Annotated in this window: 13 protein-coding genes and 6 pseudogenes; 10 read left to right on the top strand and 9 right to left on the bottom strand. The window is 74.1% G+C overall.

Annotation, left to right across the window (positions count from 1 at the left end; all coding sequences use genetic code 11):
- The first annotated feature begins 205 nt into the window (after positions 1-205).
- Both BJF88_RS06210 and BJF88_RS06205 read left to right on the top strand, forming a co-directional pair.
- Positions 206-1,147, top strand: coding sequence for a DUF4031 domain-containing protein (locus BJF88_RS06210; protein WP_075828169.1), 942 nt, complete (start codon positions 206-208; stop codon positions 1,145-1,147).
- On the top strand, positions 1,144-1,773 hold the full coding sequence (locus tag BJF88_RS06205; RefSeq protein WP_075828168.1) for a vancomycin high temperature exclusion protein: 630 nt from the start codon (positions 1,144-1,146) through the stop codon (positions 1,771-1,773). The genes BJF88_RS06210 and BJF88_RS06205 overlap by 4 nt, the downstream gene beginning before the upstream one ends.
- Here BJF88_RS06205 and BJF88_RS06200 read toward each other — a convergent pair.
- Positions 1,748-3,404, bottom strand: a pseudogene (locus tag BJF88_RS06200) (succinic semialdehyde dehydrogenase). The gene BJF88_RS06205 and the pseudogene BJF88_RS06200 sit on opposite strands and share 26 nt — an antisense overlap.
- 99 nt (positions 3,405-3,503) lie before the next feature.
- The gene (locus BJF88_RS06195) at positions 3,504-4,628 is read right to left on the bottom strand and encodes a GuaB3 family IMP dehydrogenase-related protein (protein ID WP_075828167.1); all 1,125 of its coding nucleotides are present in this window, start codon (positions 4,626-4,628) and stop codon (positions 3,504-3,506) included.
- A gap of 78 nt (positions 4,629-4,706) precedes the next feature.
- Between BJF88_RS06195 and BJF88_RS06190 the strand changes: the two genes are divergently transcribed.
- Positions 4,707-5,402, top strand: a complete 696-nt coding sequence (locus BJF88_RS06190) for an exonuclease domain-containing protein (protein ID WP_075828166.1) — start codon at positions 4,707-4,709, stop codon at positions 5,400-5,402.
- Positions 5,403-5,432: 30 nt separating this feature from the next.
- Here the strand turns inward: BJF88_RS06190 and BJF88_RS06185 are convergent, their stop codons facing one another.
- Positions 5,433-6,071: a Rid family hydrolase gene (locus BJF88_RS06185; protein ID WP_075828165.1), complete on the bottom strand. Its 639-nt coding sequence runs from the start codon at positions 6,069-6,071 to the stop codon at positions 5,433-5,435.
- 287 nt (positions 6,072-6,358) lie between these two features.
- Here BJF88_RS06185 and BJF88_RS23155 point away from each other — a divergent pair.
- Positions 6,359-6,844 (top strand): annotated as a pseudogene (locus tag BJF88_RS23155) (flavin monoamine oxidase family protein); the annotation flags it as partial.
- A gap of 326 nt (positions 6,845-7,170) precedes the next feature.
- The gene (locus tag BJF88_RS21435) at positions 7,171-7,971 is read left to right on the top strand and encodes an FAD-dependent oxidoreductase (RefSeq protein ID WP_255371811.1); all 801 of its coding nucleotides are present in this window, start codon (positions 7,171-7,173) and stop codon (positions 7,969-7,971) included.
- 62 nt (positions 7,972-8,033) lie between these two features.
- Here BJF88_RS21435 and guaB read toward each other — a convergent pair whose 3' ends face one another.
- The 3 genes and pseudogenes from guaB to BJF88_RS21425 all read right to left on the bottom strand — a co-directional run.
- On the bottom strand, positions 8,034-9,578 hold the full coding sequence (gene guaB / locus BJF88_RS06175; protein WP_075828164.1) for an IMP dehydrogenase: 1,545 nt from the start codon (positions 9,576-9,578) through the stop codon (positions 8,034-8,036).
- A 58-nt stretch (positions 9,579-9,636) separates the two neighbouring features.
- A complete protein-coding gene (locus BJF88_RS21430) occupies positions 9,637-9,999 on the bottom strand; it encodes a hypothetical protein (protein WP_255371818.1) in 363 nt (120 codons plus the stop codon).
- Positions 10,000-10,564: 565 nt separating this feature from the next.
- Positions 10,565-10,717: pseudogene (locus tag BJF88_RS21425) on the bottom strand (MerR family transcriptional regulator); the annotation flags it as partial.
- Between the two features lie 366 nt (positions 10,718-11,083).
- Here BJF88_RS21425 and BJF88_RS06165 point away from each other — a divergent pair.
- Positions 11,084-11,374 (top strand): WhiB family transcriptional regulator, encoded by a 291-nt coding sequence (locus BJF88_RS06165; RefSeq protein WP_075828163.1) that lies wholly within the window; start codon positions 11,084-11,086, stop codon positions 11,372-11,374.
- A 167-nt stretch (positions 11,375-11,541) separates the two neighbouring features.
- Here BJF88_RS06165 and groES read toward each other — a convergent pair.
- Positions 11,542-11,823: pseudogene (gene groES, locus BJF88_RS06160) on the bottom strand (co-chaperone GroES); the annotation flags it as partial.
- Between the two features lie 227 nt (positions 11,824-12,050).
- Between groES and BJF88_RS19480 the strand changes: the two are divergent.
- Positions 12,051-13,335 (top strand): annotated as a pseudogene (locus tag BJF88_RS19480) (SAM-dependent methyltransferase).
- A gap of 8 nt (positions 13,336-13,343) precedes the next feature.
- Complete coding sequence (locus BJF88_RS06150) at positions 13,344-14,513, top strand: glutamate--cysteine ligase (RefSeq protein WP_075828197.1); 1,170 nt, start codon at positions 13,344-13,346, stop codon at positions 14,511-14,513.
- 180 nt (positions 14,514-14,693) lie between these two features.
- Here the strand turns inward: BJF88_RS06150 and tsaD are convergent, their stop codons facing one another.
- A complete protein-coding gene (gene tsaD, locus BJF88_RS06145) occupies positions 14,694-15,761 on the bottom strand; it encodes a tRNA (adenosine(37)-N6)-threonylcarbamoyltransferase complex transferase subunit TsaD (RefSeq protein ID WP_075828162.1) in 1,068 nt (355 codons plus the stop codon).
- Between the two features lie 77 nt (positions 15,762-15,838).
- On the opposite strand from tsaD, the gene BJF88_RS23150 reads away from it, so the two are divergent.
- A complete protein-coding gene (locus BJF88_RS23150; RefSeq protein WP_369824499.1) occupies positions 15,839-15,961 on the top strand; it encodes a hypothetical protein in 123 nt (40 codons plus the stop codon).
- A complete protein-coding gene (locus BJF88_RS06140) occupies positions 15,958-16,473 on the top strand; it encodes a malonic semialdehyde reductase (protein WP_369824498.1) in 516 nt (171 codons plus the stop codon). The genes BJF88_RS23150 and BJF88_RS06140 overlap by 4 nt, the downstream gene beginning before the upstream one ends.
- Here BJF88_RS06140 and BJF88_RS21420 read toward each other — a convergent pair.
- A pseudogene (locus BJF88_RS21420) lies at positions 16,422-16,790 on the bottom strand (hypothetical protein); the annotation flags it as partial. The gene BJF88_RS06140 and the pseudogene BJF88_RS21420 overlap by 52 nt on opposite strands.

The following is a 16,790-nucleotide window of genomic DNA, read 5'->3' as shown; positions in this document are numbered from 1 at the left end:
GCCGGGGGTGCTCGCCTGAGCCTCGCCCAGGTGACTGGTCCGCGAGAACGCCGGGCGATGGCCGGAGGGGCGGCCGTGCCGGGTCGTGGCGGGTCTGGCGGGAGCGCCGCGAGGAACGAGCGGCGCGGATGGTAGACCCGGCACGGCCGCCCCGGAGTGCCACCACCCGGCACCCGGACCAGCACACGGGTGGCATGCTCGTGACGTGACCGTCTACGTCGACCCGCCCGCGTGGCCCGCGCACGGGACGCTGTTCAGCCACCTCGTGTCGGACGCGTCGCTCGCCGAGCTGCACGGGCTCGCCGACCGGATCGGGCTGAGCCGGCGGGCGTTCGACCTCGACCACTACGACGTCGCGGCCGAGCGGTACGACGACGCCGTGGCGGCCGGGGCCGTGCCGGTCTCCGGGCGCGAGCTCGCGCGCCGGCTCGGGTCGTCGGGCCTGCGGGTGCCCGGCCGGGCTCGCAGAGCGGCGAAGGCGGAGTCGCTGCTGGCGCGGTGGGACGCGCTGCTGCCGGGGGCGCGTGACGTCGGGGTCGACCTCGTCGAGCGGTGGCACGAACCGCACCGCGTCTACCACGGGCCCGAGCACCTCGTGCACGCGCTGGACTCGCTCGCACTGCTGGAGGGCCGCCCAGCGGGGGCTCCCGACATCGCGAACGACGCCGGGGCGTCCGCGCGTCACGGCCACGCGACCGCGGCGTCGGTCACGCAGCTCGCGATCTGGTTCCACGACGCGGTGCACGACGGCGAGGCGCGCGTCGACGAGGAACGTTCGGCCGCTCTGGTGGGCGAGGCGCTCGGTCCGCACCTCGACGCGACGGTGGTCGAGGAGGTCGCGCGTCTCGTGCTGATGACCGCGGACCACTCCCCCGCGCCGGACGACGTCGCCGGCGGACTCGTCTCCGACGCCGACCTCGCGATCCTCGCCGCAGCGCCCGACCGGTACGCGCGCTACGTGCGCCAGGTGCGGGCGGAGTACGCGCACGTGCCCGACGACGCCTTCCGGGCCGGCCGCGCCGCGGTGCTGCGCTCACTGCTCGGCGCAGGACCGCTCTACCGGACGGCGTACGCGGCGGAGCACTGGGAGGACCGCGCGCGCTCCCACCTCTCCGCCGAGCTGGACACGCTCGCGGGGCGGGCATGAGAACCGCTGCCCGCACGGCCCTGGTCCTCGCCGGCGCGGCCGTGCCGGCGCTCGCGCCCTACGCCGCCGTGCAGGTCCTCGGACGTCGCCGTGTGCTGGCGCCGGGCGAGGTCCCGGCGAGCGACGTCGTCGTCGTGCCGGGCGCCGGGCTGCGCCCGGACGGCACACCGTCGGCGTACCTGCGGCGCCGCCTCGACGCCGCCGCGGAGCTGTACGCGCGCGGGGTCGCGCCCGTGGTGCTCGTGAGCGGGGACGCGCACGACGGCTACGACGAGCCGGCGTCGATGCGCGCGCGGCTGGTGGACCAGGGCGTGCCCGACGAGGCGATCCTGCTCGACCGCGAGGGCTTCGACACGCACGCGACGTGCACGCGCGCCGTCTCCGATTTCGGGTTCGCGCACGCGGTGGTCGTCACGCAGGGCTACCACCTGCCGCGCGCGCTGTTCTCGTGCCGCGTCGCCGGGCTCGACGCCGTCGGGGTCGGCGTGAGCGCCGCCAGCGTCGAGCCGTGGAAGCCCGTCGTCTACCAGGCGCGCGAGGTGCCCGCCGCGGTCAAGGCGCTGCTGGACGCGGTCGTGCGCCGACCAGCACTCCCCGCCGTCACGGCAGGCGCAGCCTCCGCATGACGTCGAGCGCCCGGGTGAGCACGCGGCTCGGCAGCTCGCCGCCGAGCTCGTAGAGCCGGTCGAGCGTCAGCCCCTGGTTCGCGCCGCGCTGGACGGAGACCGTCTGCGCCTCGGTGAGCGCGAGGATGCCCTCCCGGCCGTGCCGCCGCCCGAGGCCCGAGGCCTTCATGCCGCCCATGGGCGCCGCGACCGACCCCCAGGTCGCGCTGTACCCGTCGTTGACGTTCACGGTCCCCGCCCGCACCCGGGCGGCGATCCGCCGGCCCTGCGCGACGTCGCGCGTCCACACGCTCGCGTTCAGCCCGTACGGGGTGTCGTTCATCACGCGCACCGCCTCGTCGTCGTCGGCGACGCGCCGCACGGAGACGACGGGGCCGAACGTCTCCTCCGTGCTGCACAGCGCGTCGTCGGGCACGTCGCCGAGGACGGTGGGCGCGTAGAACCACGGGCCGATGTCGGCGCGGTGCACCCCGCCGGCGAGCACACGGCGCCCCGCGAGAGCGCGTCGTCGACGTGCGCCACGACCCGGTCGAGCTGGGCCTGGGAGGTGAGCGACCCCATGTCGGCCGAGTAGTCGAGACCGGCGCCCAGGCGCATCGCGCGCACGAGGGGGACGAACGCGTCGAGGAAGTCGTCCGCCACGGCCTCGTGGAGCACCAGCCGCTCGGTCGAGACGCACAGCTCGCCGGAGCTGCCGAAGCACGCGCGCAGGCGCCCCGCGCGGCGGTGGGCACGTGCGCGTCGGCGGCGACGTAGAGCGGGTTCTTCCCACCGAGCTCGAGCGTCGCGCCGACGAGTCGTTCGCCCGCACGGGCGGCGACCTTCCGCCCGGTCGCGGTCGAGCCGGTGAACGCGACGTGGTCGACGTGGTCGGTGAGCGCCGCACCCACGTCGCCGCCGCCCGCGACGACGAGCAGGAGGTCGGCGGGCAGGCCCGCGCGCTCGAGCAGCTCGGCACCCCACGACGCCGTGAGCGTGGTCTGCGGGTCCGGCTTGAGCACCACCGCGTTCCCGGCGAGGAGCGCAGGCACCACCTCGGCGAATGCGAGCGTGAGGGGGTAGTTCCACGGCGCCACGACCCCGACGACGCCGACCGGACGCCGGTGCACCGTCGTGCCAGTGAGCACGGGCAGCATGCCGGGCACGCGGCGGTCCGCGAGGTACCGCGGCCCGCGCACCGCGTAGTGCCGCGTGACGATCGCGAGGTCCGCGATCTCCTCGAACGCGCTGCGGCGCGACTTTCCCGACTCCATCTGGATCAGGTCCAGGCCGTCGGACTGCTGCGCGAGCACGAGTGCGCCGAACCGCGTCAGCACGCGCGCCCGCTCGGCCACCGGGACCTGCTCCCACGCACGCTGGGCGGTGCGCGCGCGCTCCACCGCGGCGACCACGTCCGCGGTCGAGGAGAGGGGCACCGAGGCGAGCGGCGCCCCGGTGAACGGCAGGACCGACCGGTGCACGCCGGAGGTGCTGCTCGTGACGATCCGCGCGACGAGCGGTGCGACGACGTCGGGCTCCAGCACGTACGTCGCGGCCGGGTCCTCCGGGTCGAGCAGGCCGTCGGGAGCGGCGCCGCCGCCGGGCACGGGACCGGGCGCAGGGTTCGAGGAGCTGCCCGGGGATCTGGTCATGGGCCCCAGGCTACGGGGTGCGGCCGACAGGCGTCCCGGGCGGTACCGGCCAGGAGGCCCGCCGGGCCGCCAGGTCGCCGGACCGCCCGGCCGCCCTGCTCAGCGGGGCTGGTACGGCGAGACGACGACCTCGATGCGCTGGAACTCCTTGAGGTCGGAGTACCCGGTCGTGGCCATGGCCCGGCGGAGCGCGCCGACGAGGTTGAGCGTCCCGTCCGCGCGCCGGCCGGGGCCGAAGAGGATCTCCTCGAGCGTGCCGGCCGTCCCGACGCTCACGCGCTCGCCGCGCGGCAGCTGCGGGTGGTGGGCCTCCGAGCCCCAGTGCCAGCCTCGACCGGGGGCCTCCTCGGCACGGGCCAGCGCGGCCCCGAGCATGACCGCGTCCGCACCGCACGCGACCGCCTTGACGAGGTCGCCCGACCGGCCGACGCCGCCGTCCGCGATGACGTGGACGTAGCGACCGCCGGACTCGTCGAGGTAGTCGCGGCGCGCGGCGGCGACGTCGGCCACCGCGCTCGCCATCGGCGCGTGGATGCCGAGGCTCACGCGGGTGGTGTGCGCGGCCCCGCCGCCGAAGCCGACGAGCACACCGGCCGCACCGGTGCGCATGAGGTGCAGCGCCGCGGTGTAGGTCGACGCCCCGCCGACGATTACGGGGACGTCGAGCTCGTAGATGAAGCGCTTGAGGTTGAGCGGCTCGGCGACGCCGGACACGTGCTCGGCCGACACCGTCGTGCCACGGATGACGAACAGGTCCACCCCGGCGTCGACGACGGTCTGGTAGTGCTCCTGGGTGCGCTGCGGGGAGAGCGCCCCGGCGACCGTAACGCCCGCCGCGCGGATCTCCTTGAGGCGCTGCGTGATGAGCTCGGGCCGGATCGGCTCGGCGTAGATCTCCTGCATGCGACGCGTCGCGTCGTCGGGCTCGAGCGCCGCGATCTCCGCGAGCAGCGGCTCCGGGTCCTCGTAGCGCGTCCACAGGCCCTCGAGGTCGAGGACGCCGAGCCCGCCGTGGTTGCCGAGCGCGACCGCCGTCGCGGGGCTCATCACCGAGTCCATCGGCGCCGCGAGGACCGGGAGCTCGAAGTGGTAGGCGTCGATCTGCCAGCCGACCGAGACCTCCTCCGGGTCGCGCGTGCGCCGCGACGGCACGACCGCGATGTCGTCGAAGGAGAACGCGCGCCGCCCGCGCTTGCCACGTCCGATCTCGATCTCGTTGCTCACCGGACCAGCCTACCGGCGGGCGGAGCGGCCCGGTCCGCCCGCCGACCGGCGTGTGGGCGGCCCTGCCAGGGTGGCGCCATGACCTGGACGACCGGCCCCCTGGTGGCGTTCGACACGGAGACGACGGGGCTTGACGTGGAGACCGACCGCATCGTCACCGCCGCCCTCGTGGTGCGCGAGCCCGCCGGCACGACCGTGCGGACGTGGCTGCTGGACCCCGGCGTCGAGATCCCGGCCGAGGCGACGGCGATCCACGGCATCGCCACGTCGCACGCGGCCGCGTACGGCGCGTCGCCCCGCGGCGCGCTCGAGGAGATCGCGTCGTCGCTCGTCGCCCACCAGCGGGCCGGGGTGCCCCTCGTCGCGTACAACGCGGCGTTCGACCTCACGCTGCTCGACGTGGAGCTCGCGCGGCACGGGCTCCCGACGCTGCCCGAGCGTCTCGGCCGGCCCGTGCGGCCCGTGCTCGACCCGCTCGTGCTCGACCGGGACAGCGACGCGGCGCGCGACGGCAAACGCCGCCTCGCCGACCTGTGCGCGCACTACGGCGTCGCGACGCCCTCCCCCCTGCACGCGGCGGAGGTCGACGCGCTCGCCACGCTCGACCTGCTCGACGCGCTGGCCCGCGTGCACCCCCACCTCGCGGCGACGACGCTCGACGCCCTGCACGACCACCAGGTCGGCGCGCACCGCCGGTGGGTCGACGAGCTGGAGGACGGCGAGCGCGAGCGCCCGTACGTCGGTGCCGGCGCCGACGGCCGCTGGCCCGTGTGAGCAGGCAGGGCCGCCGCGCCGGCACCACGCTCAGCGCGGGTACACCGCGTCGACCTCGACCTCGACCAGCCACCCGTCGACCGGCAGGTTCTCGATCTCGAGGGCGAAGCGCGACGGCCTCGCCGGGTTGACGATCATCGGCGCGGTCGTCGTCGAGCCGAGCTGGACGTCGAGCGGCGCGCCCGTCGCGCGGTTCGTGTTGGCGAAGAACTGGCGGTAGGCGCGGTTCCAGCCTGCGAAGTCCATCTTCTCCTGGCCGGCGGGGTTTTGGAGGAACACCCGCATGGAGACGACGTCGTCGTAGGAGAGCCCGGCGCGCTCGAGGTTCTCGCCGATGCGCAGGAGGACGTTGATGCCCTGCGCCTCGGTGATCGTCACGCCCGCCGGCAGCACACCGCCGGGGAAGACGTCCGTGGGGATGTAGCGCTCCTCCGTGGAGACGCCGGGCGCGCGGTTCAGGGCCGAGGGCCCGAGCCCCGACGACTTGTACCAGGACACGTTCTTGCCGAACGCCACGCCGTCCGCGATCGACGCGGTGTCCCCGGTGACGAAGGAGACGGCCTCGGTGGGCCGCGGCTCGAAGAGGCGTCCGGCCGCGACGGCGGTGCCGGGCACGGCGACCGCAGCGGTGACGACGACGGCGACGGCGATCTTGGTGCGGTTCTTCACGGTGCCTCCAGGCGGGAGCAGGGACGCCCCTCGGCGTCCGGGTACGGCCGGTCCGGGGCGGACCGGAGCCCGGAAGCTAGCGCGCGGTCGTTTCGCCGCCGTGTCGCCGACGTGTCCGAAACCAGAGGTTTACGAGGACCGCCGGACCGTCACCTGCCCGAAACGCGCAGGACGCGGGGCCGCGACCGGCCACCCCTACGGTCGGTGCCGGTGCTGACGGCGGCACCCGGCGCGCAGGACCGGGAAGGCCGTCCGTCAGGCCTTTCACCACGAGAGGGCCAAGCCACATGGTCACTGACGAGAGCACGGCCGGCGTCTCGCGCCGCAGCTTCCTCCAGGCCGTCGGGGTCACCTCCGGCGCCGGCGCGATGTTCGCGACGATGGGTGCCGTCGGCCTCGCGCCGACCGCCGCCGCCCAGCCGAGGAACGAGTCCTGGATCGCGCCGACGAAGGGCGACTTCACCCTGACGGGGCGCTCGGCCAAGAAGGTCGTCGTCGTCGGCGCCGGCCCCGCCGGGCTCGCGTCGGCGTACGAGCTGCAGAAGGCCGGCTACAAGGTCACGGTGCTCGAGGCGCGTCACCGCCCCGGCGGGCGCACGTTGACGATCCGCGGCGGGGACACCGAGACCGATGTGGACGGCGTCCGGCAGACGGCCCGCTTCGACCGCAACGTCTACATGAACGCCGGCGCCGGTCGCATCGCCCAGTGGATGGTGACGATGGACTACCTCCGCGAGCTCGGGGTGCCCTACGAGGTCTTCACCAACGCGAACGCCGACGCCTACCTCTACAACGAGCGGACGGGCGCGACCCCCGGCAACCCGGTCCGCTACCGGACCGCGAAGGCCGACGTGTTCGGGTACACGTCCGAGCTCCTCAACTACGCGACCGACCAGGGCGCCCTCGACCAGAGACTGACCGCCGCGGACAAGGAGAACCTGCGGGCCTTCCTGCGCAGCTGGGGCTCTCTCACGGCGGACGGCACGTACCAGGGCGGGAACAACCGGGGCTTCTCGGTCTACCCGTCCGCGTGGAACGAGCACGGCACCCCGCTGCCGGGTCCCGGCAGCGTCTCCGAGGTGCTCGCGTCCCGGGTCGGATGTACTTCCCGTTCGAGATCAACTGGGAGCAGTCGATGCTCATGTTCCAGCCGAAGGGCGGGATGGACACGACGTACGAGTACTTCGTCCGCGCCATCGGGAAGCAGAACGTCCTCCTCAGCTCGCCCGTCACCGGCGTCGAGAACACCACCCGGGGCGTCACGGTCACCTACACCGCTCGCAACGGCAGGTCACGCCAGATCGACGCCGACTTCGCCATCGTCTCGGCACCCGCGGGGCTCATGCGCCGATGGGCGACCAACTGGGGGCCCGACGTCGACGCGGCGCTCGGCGAGTTCGCCGTCGGCGCGCCCGCGGGCAAGATCGGTCTGCAGTACCGGACCCGGTTCTGGGAGGACGACCACCGCATCTTCGGCGGGATCACCGAGACCGACATGGACCTCGCCCACGTCTGGTACCCGTCCTACGGGTACGGCGAGCGCAAGGGCCTCGTCGTCGGCTACTACAACACCGGGACCAACGCCCGCACCTACGCAGACATGGCGCCGAAGCAGCGCGAGCTGCGCGCGGTCGAGCAGGGGGTCAAGATCCACGGCGAGAAGTACCGTACCGAGCTCGAGAGCTCGTTCTCCGTCGCATGGCACAAGGTGCCGTACATCGAGGGTGCCTGGGCCTACCCGAACACGCAGTCCTCCCGCTTCAAGCAGCTTCAGCAGGGTGCGGGGAACGTGTACTTCGCCGGCGACTGGATGTCGGAGATCTCCGCCTGGCAGCACGGCGCGTTCTGGGCGGCCCGGTACGCCGTGCAGGCGCTGCACACCCGGGTCATGACCTCCTGAGGCCGGCCGGCGGGGCGGGTGGCGCCGCCCCGCGGCCTGCGAGCCGGCTCCGTACCGGGTCGTCAGAAGCCCGTGTAGTTCGGCGCCTCGGCGGTGATCTGCACGTCGTGCGGGTGGCTCTCCTTGAGCGACGCCGAGGTGATGCGGATGAAGCGCCCCTTCTCCTGCAGCTCGGGGACGGTCCGCGCGCCGACGTAGAACATCGTCTGGTGCAGCCCGCCGACGAGCTGGTGCGCGACGGCCTGGAGCGTGCCCTTGTAGGGCACCTGCCCCTCGATCCCCTCGGGCACGATCATGTCGTCGCTGGTGACCTCGGCCTGGAAGTACCGGTCCTTCGAGTACGACTTCTTGCCGCGCGAGGACATGGCGCCCATCGAGCCCATGCCGCGGTACGCCTTGTACTGCTTGCCGCTCACGAGGATCGTCTCGCCCGGCGACTCCTCCGTGCCCGCGAGCATCGAGCCGAGCATGACGGTCTCCGCGCCGGCCACGATCGCCTTGCCGATCTCGCCGGAGTGGCGCATGCCGCCGTCGGCGATGACCGGGACGCCCGCCGGCCGCGCGGCGAGCGACGCCTCGTACACGGCCGTGACCTGCGGCACGCCGACGCCGGTGACGATGCGCGTGGTGCAGATCGACCCCGGGCCGACGCCGACCTTGATGGCGTCCGCCCCGGCGTCGACGAACGCCTGGGCGCCCTCGCGGGTCGCGACGTTGCCGCCGATGACCTGGACGTCGCGCGTCGCCGGGTCGGTCTTGAGCCGGCGCACCATGTCGATGAGCATGCGCACGTTGCCGTGCGCGGTGTCCGCGACGAGCACGTCGACACCGGCGTCGATGAGCGTCGTCGCCCGCTGCCACGCGTCGCCGAAGTACCCGATCGCCGCGGCGACGAGCAGGCGGCCCTGGCCGTCCTTGGACGCGTGGGGGAACTGCTCCGACTTCACGAAGTCCTTGACGGTGATGAGCCCGGCGAGACGGCCGTCGGCGTCGACGAGCGGCAGCCGCTCGAGCTTGTGCCGGCGCAGGAGCGCCGTCGCCTCCTCGCGCGAGATGCCCGCGGCACCCGTGATGAGCGGCTGGGGCGTCATCACCTCGTCGACCTTGGTCGTCGCCCACTCGGCCACCGGGGTGAAGCGCAGGTCGCGGTTGGTGACCATGCCGACGAGGCGGTGCTCCGCGTCGAGCACCGGGAACCCGGAGATGCGGTACTCCCCCGCCTTCTTGTCGAGCTCCTCGAGCGTCGCGTCGGGACCGATGGTCACGGGGTTCGAGATGATGCCGGTCTGGGTGCGCTTGACGAGGTCGACCTGGTACGCCTGGTCCTCGATCGACAGGTTGCGGTGCAGCACCCCGATGCCGCCCTGGCGCGCCATCGCGATCGCCATCCGGGACTCCGTGACGGTGTCCATCGCCGCGGACACGAGCGGCACCCGGATCGAGATCTCGCGCGTGAGCCGCGTGGTGGTGTCGATGTCCGACGGCGCCAGGTCCGAGAAGCCGGGCTGGAGCAGCACGTCGTCGTACGTGAGGCCGACGAACCCGAACGGGTCGTGCGCGGGCGTCGGGGCGGGCGTGGAACCGGAGGGCGCGGGCGAGGCGGTCACACCGCGAGTCTACGCGCGCACGGGTCGCCGCCGGACGCCGTGGGGCGTCCGGCGGCGGTCAGCGGACGACGGCCAGCAGCTCGTGCAGGAGACCGGTGAAGCTGCGCACGCGGTGCACCGTCGTGGCGAGCGGCAGCTCGGCGGCGGCGTCGTCGCTGGGCAGCCCGACGAACATGGGCAGCTCCGGGTTGGCGTCGAACGCCGCGTGGATGATCCCCAGGTCGGGTCGCGCCTGCGTCGTCACCATCGCGACCGCCGCGGGCCGGACCATCGTCACGAGCTCGAGCGTGCGGTGGACGTTCGCCGGGCCCGTGACGATGCGCGCCATCGCGCCGTGCGTGCCCAACGAGGCCGCGAGTGCATGGGCGGCGAGCGGGAGAGGCTCGTCGGGGGCCGCGAAGACGAGCACGATGCGCCGCATCCGGCTCGGGTGGTTCGGAGGGGGCCCGCCGGCCGCGACGACGGCCTCCTCGCGCGCTGCGTGTGCTCCCGCAGGGCGCCCAGCGTGGCGTTCGCCAGGACGACCTCGGGCACTCGCCCGGCCCGGCGAGGACGGTGCGCTCCGCCAGGCGCTCGAGCGCGGGCTCGACGAGGTCGGACCACCAGACGGCGGGGTCGTCGCCCGACGGGATGCGCAGGAGGCGGTCGCACGTGCGCTGGTCGTAGGCGATCGCGGCGTCGACGACGTCCGAGACGACGGTCGGGCGCGGGTCGCGCGTGCCGACCGATCGCGGCGCGGGGCCGCCGCCCTGGTCGCCTCCGGGGACGGCGCGCAGGAACGGGCGTCCCGGCGCCGTGCGCTCGTCCGCGCCCTCGGAGTCGTCGTCGCGCTCGTCCGTGTGCTCGTCGTGGTCGTCGGGCTCGACGTCGAAGGTCACGGCGCCGCGGTGGGCGGCGAGCTCCTCCTCGTCGGCCTCGAGGGCCGCGCGGGCGGCGTCGGAGGGCGCGACGCCATCGAGGGTGAGGCGACGCATGATGACGAGCCGGGCGACGTCGTCCTCGGTGTACCGGCGGTGCGATCCCGCTCGGTGCTCCGACGGACCGAGACCGTACCTCCGGTCCCAGGTACGCAGCGTCGCAGGAGCGACCCCGAGCCGACGCGCGACGACGGCGACGGCGAGGCCGGGGCTGTACGTCATGGTCGGTCGGGCTCCCTCAGGACCGGGGGCGGACCGCACAGAGGTCATGCCTCGATTCTGCCGACCCGTTCGCGGTCCCGCCACCCGCCCTGCCCAGACCGTGATCTGCAGCGCGCCACGCGCTGTGCAGGTTTTGTTCATCCCTCACGCAAACGCGCCACGCGACCCGGTCGTGCACCACCGCGACGACCGCCTGCGATCACCCGCCCCGATCCGCCCCGGTCATGGCGCGGTCTGCAACGACAGTGGCGCCGACGTGCGGTCACCGACGCGCTTCCGCGCAACGGTTGCCCAGGAAGACGTCCCGGCCGACATCGCGCCGACCAGGGCTTGAACAACTCGTGCAACGCTTGTACGTTGTTCGGCATGGCAGAGATCTCGAGGCTCCCCGGTCCGGTGATGGAACTCTGGGAATGGCAGTACCAGGGCTCGTGCCGCGACGCCGACGACACGTTGTTCTTCCACCCGGAGGGCGAGCGCGGCTCGACCCGCCGACGTCGCGCCGAGGCGGCGAAGGCCATCTGCCACGGTTGTCCCGTGATGATGGAGTGCCGTGAGGCCTCGCTGCGCGTGCGCGAGCCGTACGGCGTCTGGGGCGGCCTGAGCGAGGACGAGCGCGCCGCGATCCTCGCCGAGCGCGCCCGCAGCGCCGTCTGATCTCCCCAGCTCCACGCAGCGAGCGATCCATGCAGCACCCGCGCGTCTGACGCCGCACCAGCGCGTCCGACACTGACGTACGACCGGACCGAGCCCCGGAGACGACGAAGCCCCGCGACCCTCAGGGTCGCGGGGCTTCGTGCTGCAGCGGGTGGCTCAGACCACCACGCGAGGATGTCGCGCGCGGACAGGACGAGGTAGTCCTCGCCGCCGTACTTGACCTCGGTGCCGCCGTACTTGCTGTAGATGACCTTGTCGCCGACCGTCACGTCCAGCGGGACGCGGTTGCCGTTGTCGTCGACACGGCCCGGACCGACGGCCAGGACCTCGCCCTCCTGGGGCTTCTCCTTGGCGGTGTCCGGGATGACCAGGCCGGATGCGGTCGTGGTCTCGGCCTCGAGGGCCTTCACGACGATCCGGTCCTCGAGCGGCTTGATGGGGACCGACACGTCGGACCTCCCCTTTCGCGGTGAGAACTGCAACGGATGGGTCGAGCGCGCCGTCGGCCGTCGTCGCGGGTGCCGGCCGGGGACGCTCACGGGCCACCACCGACCCGGGGGCCGGGGCGACCGCTGCCCAATCTATGACCCGGTTAGCACTCGGTCAAGGCGAGTGCCAACGTCGACGGCCGCCGGGCGCCGCGCGTCGTCGCCGCCTCCCGTGGAAGGATCGAGTCATGGACGCGACCGCCCTGACGAAGCTGCTCAGCCCCGAGGCTGGGCCCTGCTCGGCGCGCTGCCGCCCTACGAGGAGCGCCAGGCCCTCGTGCTCGCGGAGGGCCTGCGGGCCAAGGGCGTCGACCCCGACCTCGCCGCCGCGGCACTCACGCAGTCGCGCCTGCGCGCCGCGGCGCACGCCAAGTTCGGCACGTTCGCGGACGGCATGCTGTTCACCCAGGCGGGGCTCGAGCAGGCGACGCGCCTCGTCGTCGCCGGCCTGCACGCGCAGCGGTACCTCGACGCCGGCGTCACGCGGGTGGCCGACCTCACCTGCGGGATCGGCGCCGACGCACTGGCGTTCGCGGGCACGGGGCTGCGCGTGCTGGCGACCGACGTCGACGAGCTGACGGCCGCGCTCGCGACCGTCAACCTGCGCCACTTCCCCGAGGCCGAGGTCCGCCACGGCGACGGCCTCGCGCTCGACCTCGCGGCCGAGGCGTCGACGGCGTCTACGCCGACCCCGCGCGCCGCACCCGCTCCGGGTCGCGCGTGTTCGACCCCCGTGCCTACGCACCGCCGCTCGACGCGGTGTGGGCGCTGCGCGAGCGCGTGCCCGCCGTGGGGATCAAGGTCGGCCCTGGCATCTCGCACGACGGCCTGCCCGCGGACGCCGAGACCGAATGGGTCTCCGTCGACGGCGACGTGGTCGAGGCCGGCCTGTGGTTCGGCCCGCTCGCGCCCGCCGGCCCGGGGCGCGCCGCGCTCGTGCTCACCACCCGCACCGCCGCGGACGGGACCGAGCGGACGACGAGCCGACGACTCGCGCACCGCCCCGGCGAGGACGACGTCGTGCCCGACGTGGGCGACGTCGGCCGCTACCTCTACGAGCCGGACGGCGCGGTGATCCGCGCCGGCCTCGTGAGCCACGCCGCCGCCGCCCTGGGCGGTCGGCTGCTCGACCGCACGATCGCGTACGTGACGACCGACTCCCCCGCCCCCACGGAGGAGAACGGGCTCGCGGCCGGGATCGCACGGGGCTACCGGGTCGTCGACGACCTTCCCTTCGGACTCAAGCGGCTGCGGGCGTACCTGCGCGAGCGCGGCGTCGGCCGCGTGACGATCAAGAAGCGCGGCACGGCCGTCACGCCCGAGCTGCTGCGCAAGCAGCTCGCACTCTCCGGCGACGGCGAGGCGACGCTCGTCCTCACGCGCGTCGGCGGCCGCCAGCGAGCCCTCGTGGTCGACCCCCTCGACCGGCCCTCGTCCGCCGGGGACCCCGCCGGCCCGGCGGCGCGCGGGTGAGCACGGGCATGGTCACCGGCCCCGGCGGCCGGGCGGGTGCGGCGAGCATCCCCTTCGCCCGCTCGGAGCGCTCGAGCGTCGGCCTCGAGTGGGAGCTGGCCCTCGTCGACGCCGACTCCGGCGACCTGCGGCAGGTCGCGCGCACCGTGCTCGACGCGGTGCGCCCCGAGGGCGGGGGCGAGCACCCCTCGATCAAGCAGGAGCTCCTGCTCAACACCGTGGAGGTGGTCAGCGGTGTGCGCCGCACGGTGCGCGAGGCGGGCCACGACCTCGAGCGGTCCATCGAGGAGATCCGCGCCGTGACCGACCCGCTGCGCGTCGAGCTCATGTGCGCGGGCACGCACCCGTTCGCGCGCTGGACGCAGCAGAAGGTGACGGACAAGCAGCGGTACACCACGCTCATCGACCGCACGCAGTGGTGGGGGCGGCAGATGCTCATCTACGGCGTGCACGTGCACGTGGGCATCGAGGACCGCGACAAGGTGCTGCCGATCCAGCGGGCCATGCTCACGTGCTTCGCGCACCTGCAGTCGCTGTCGGCCAGCTCACCGTTCTGGGGAGGCAAGGACACCGGGTACGCGTCGAATCGCGCGCTGATGTTCCAGCAGCTGCCCACGGCCGGGCTCCCCTTCCAGTTCGAGCGGTGGTCCGAGCTCGAGGGCTACGTCGCCGACATGGTGCACACCGGCGTCATCGACGACTTCACCGAGGTGCGCTGGGACCTGCGCCCCGCCCCGCGGTTCGGCACCCTCGAGACCCGCATCTGCGACGGCACGACGAACGTCACCGAGCTGCTCGCGCTCGCCGCGCTCACGCACTGCCTCGTCGAGCACTTCTCGACCCTGCTCGACGAGGGCCGCGAGCTGCCCACCCTGCCGCCGTGGTTCGCCCAGGAGAACAAGTGGCGCTCCGCGCGCTACGGCATGGACGCCATCATCATCGCGAACCGGGCGGGCGACGAGGAGCTCGTGACCGACGCCGTCGGCCGCCTCCTCGTCGACCTCGAACCGGTCGCGGCGCGGCTCGGCTGCCTCGACGAGCTCGACGGCGTGCGCACGATCCTGCGGCGCGGGGCGTCCTACCAGCGACAGCGTGCCGTCGCCCGGCGGCACGGGGGCGAGCTCGACGCCGTGGTGCGCTCGCTCGTCGCCGAGATGCGGGCGGGTCGGCCGCTCTGAGTGGCCGCGGCCGTGGCGCCGGTCGCGCGTGGCTCGGGCGAGGGGGCGCGGGTCTACCATCCGGCCGCTCGTGCCTCGCGGCCTCCCGCCAGACCCGCCACGACCCGCGCCCCGTCCCCCGTGTCGACCGCTCGTCCGGACGTCCGGACGTCACCGAGCGTGTCGCGTGCTCGCGGACCGTCAGACGGTGACCGTGGTGAGCGGCATCGAGGAGTCGACGCCGATGTCGAGGGTCGAGGGGGCGACACCCGCGCGCACGACGGCGGAGCCGAGCGCCGCGATCATCGCGCCGCTGTCCGTGCAGTAGCGGATCGGCGGGATGCGCAGCTCGATGCCGGCTTCCGCGCAGCGCTTCGCGGCCATATCCCGGAGCTGGGAGTTGGCGGAGAAGCCGCCGCCGACGACGAGCGTGCCGACGCCGTGACGCTCGCACGCCGCGATGGTCTTGGCCGTGAGGACGTCGGCGACGGCCTCCGCGAAGGAGGCCGCGACGTCGTTCGTCGGCACCGCGGCTCCGCTGTCGACCCGCGCCTCCACCCAGCGCGCCACCGCCGTCTTGAGGCCCGAGAACGAGAAGTCGTCCGCGTGCTTCTCCTGGTCCTTGCGCGCCGTCAGGCCGCGCGGGAACCGGATCGCCGTCGGGTCGCCCTCGCGCGCGAGGCGGTCGATGTGCGGGCCGCCGGGGTACGGCAGGCCGAGCAGGCGGCCCACCTTGTCGAACGCCTCGCCCGCCGCGTCGTCGAGCGTGGAGCCGAGCTCGGTGACGGACGTCGCGACGTCGTCCACGAGCAGCAGCGAGCTGTGCCCGCCCGAGACGACGAGCGCCATGACCCGGTCGGGGAACGCCCCGTGCACGAGCTCGTCGACCGCGGCGTGGCCGATGACGTGGTTGACGCCGTACAGCGGCTTGCCGAGCGCGAGGGCGAGGGCCTTGGCCGCCGACGCGCCGATGGTGAGCGGGCCGACGAGACCCGGCCCCGCGGTGACGGCGATCGCGTCGACCTCGGACAGGTCGACGTCGGCGGTCCCCAGGGACCGCTCGAGCGTGGGGATCATAGCCTCGAGATGAGCGCGCGACGCGACCTCGGGGATGATGCCGCCGTACCGGGCGTGCTCGTCCATCGAGCTCGCGACGGTGTCGACGAGCAGCTCGCGGCCGCGGACCAGCGCCACGCCGGTCTCGTCGCAGGAGGTTTCGATGCCGAGCACGAGCGGGTCGCCGCCGCGCGCGGCCGCAGGGGAAGCCATGGGTCCAGGGTAGTCGCGGGCGGCGCGGCGCCCGTGTCGCCGACGTCACATCGTCTGCCGGGAAGATGATTGAGCGCTTGACTGTTGCCCGCGGCATGAGCATCGACACCCTTGCCCCCGCCCTGCGCGTCGACGACGCCACGGCGGACCTGCTGTTCCGCGAGGCCCGCACGACGCGCGACTCACCGACGCCGAGGTGACCGACGAGCAGCTCGCCGCCGTCTACGACCTCGTCAAGTGGGGCCCGACCGCGATGAACACGCTGCCGCTGCGCGTCCTCGCCGTGCGCTCCCCCGAGGCCCGCGCGCGCCTCGTCGCGCACATGGCCGACGGCAACAAGGAGCGTGTCGCGCAGGCGCCGCTCTCGCTCGTCGTCGCGTACGACCCCGCGTTCCACGAGCACATGGACACCCTCATGCCGCACATGCCCGGCATCCGCGAGAACCTCGCCGCCGCGCCGGAGGTGCGCGACGAGATGGCCCGCACCAACGCGCTGCTCCAGGCGGGCTACCTCGTCGTCGGCCTGCGCGCCGCCGGCCTCGCGACGGGCCCGATGAACGGCATGGACCGCGACGGGATCGACGCCGAGTTCTTCGCCGACAACGGCTGGCGGTCGCTGCTCGTGATCAACGTCGGCGTCGCCCGAGGAGAGGGGACCTCCTACCCCCGCGCGCCGCGGCTCGCGTCCGAGCAGGCCGTCACGACGGTCTGACGGCGGCGGCCGGACGGCGGCCGGTCACCCGGGTCGCCGCCCGGTGCGGCTCCCGTCGCGGCCGGACGGGCGGGGTCGTTCGACCACTGCGACCACGACCCCGCGTACAGGGCCGCCTCGACGCCGAGCGTCGCGAGCGCGGCCACCTCGTGCGCGGCCGTGACGCCCGACCCGCAGTAGACGCCCACCGTCGCCACCGCGGCGGTGGGCGTCGCCTTCCCCCGGACCCGGGGCGGCCGCCTCGACGACGCCCAGACCGGCGAAGCGCGCCCGCAGCGCCTCCGCGTCGAGGAACGTGCCGTCGCCGGCCAGGTTGT

This window comes from Cellulosimicrobium sp. CUA-896 (genome assembly GCF_001942335.1).
Lineage (GTDB): Bacteria > Actinomycetota > Actinomycetes > Actinomycetales > Cellulomonadaceae > Cellulosimicrobium.
The sequence above is the reverse complement of the archived record's forward strand: the minus strand, read 5'-3'. Positions and strand labels throughout refer to the sequence as shown.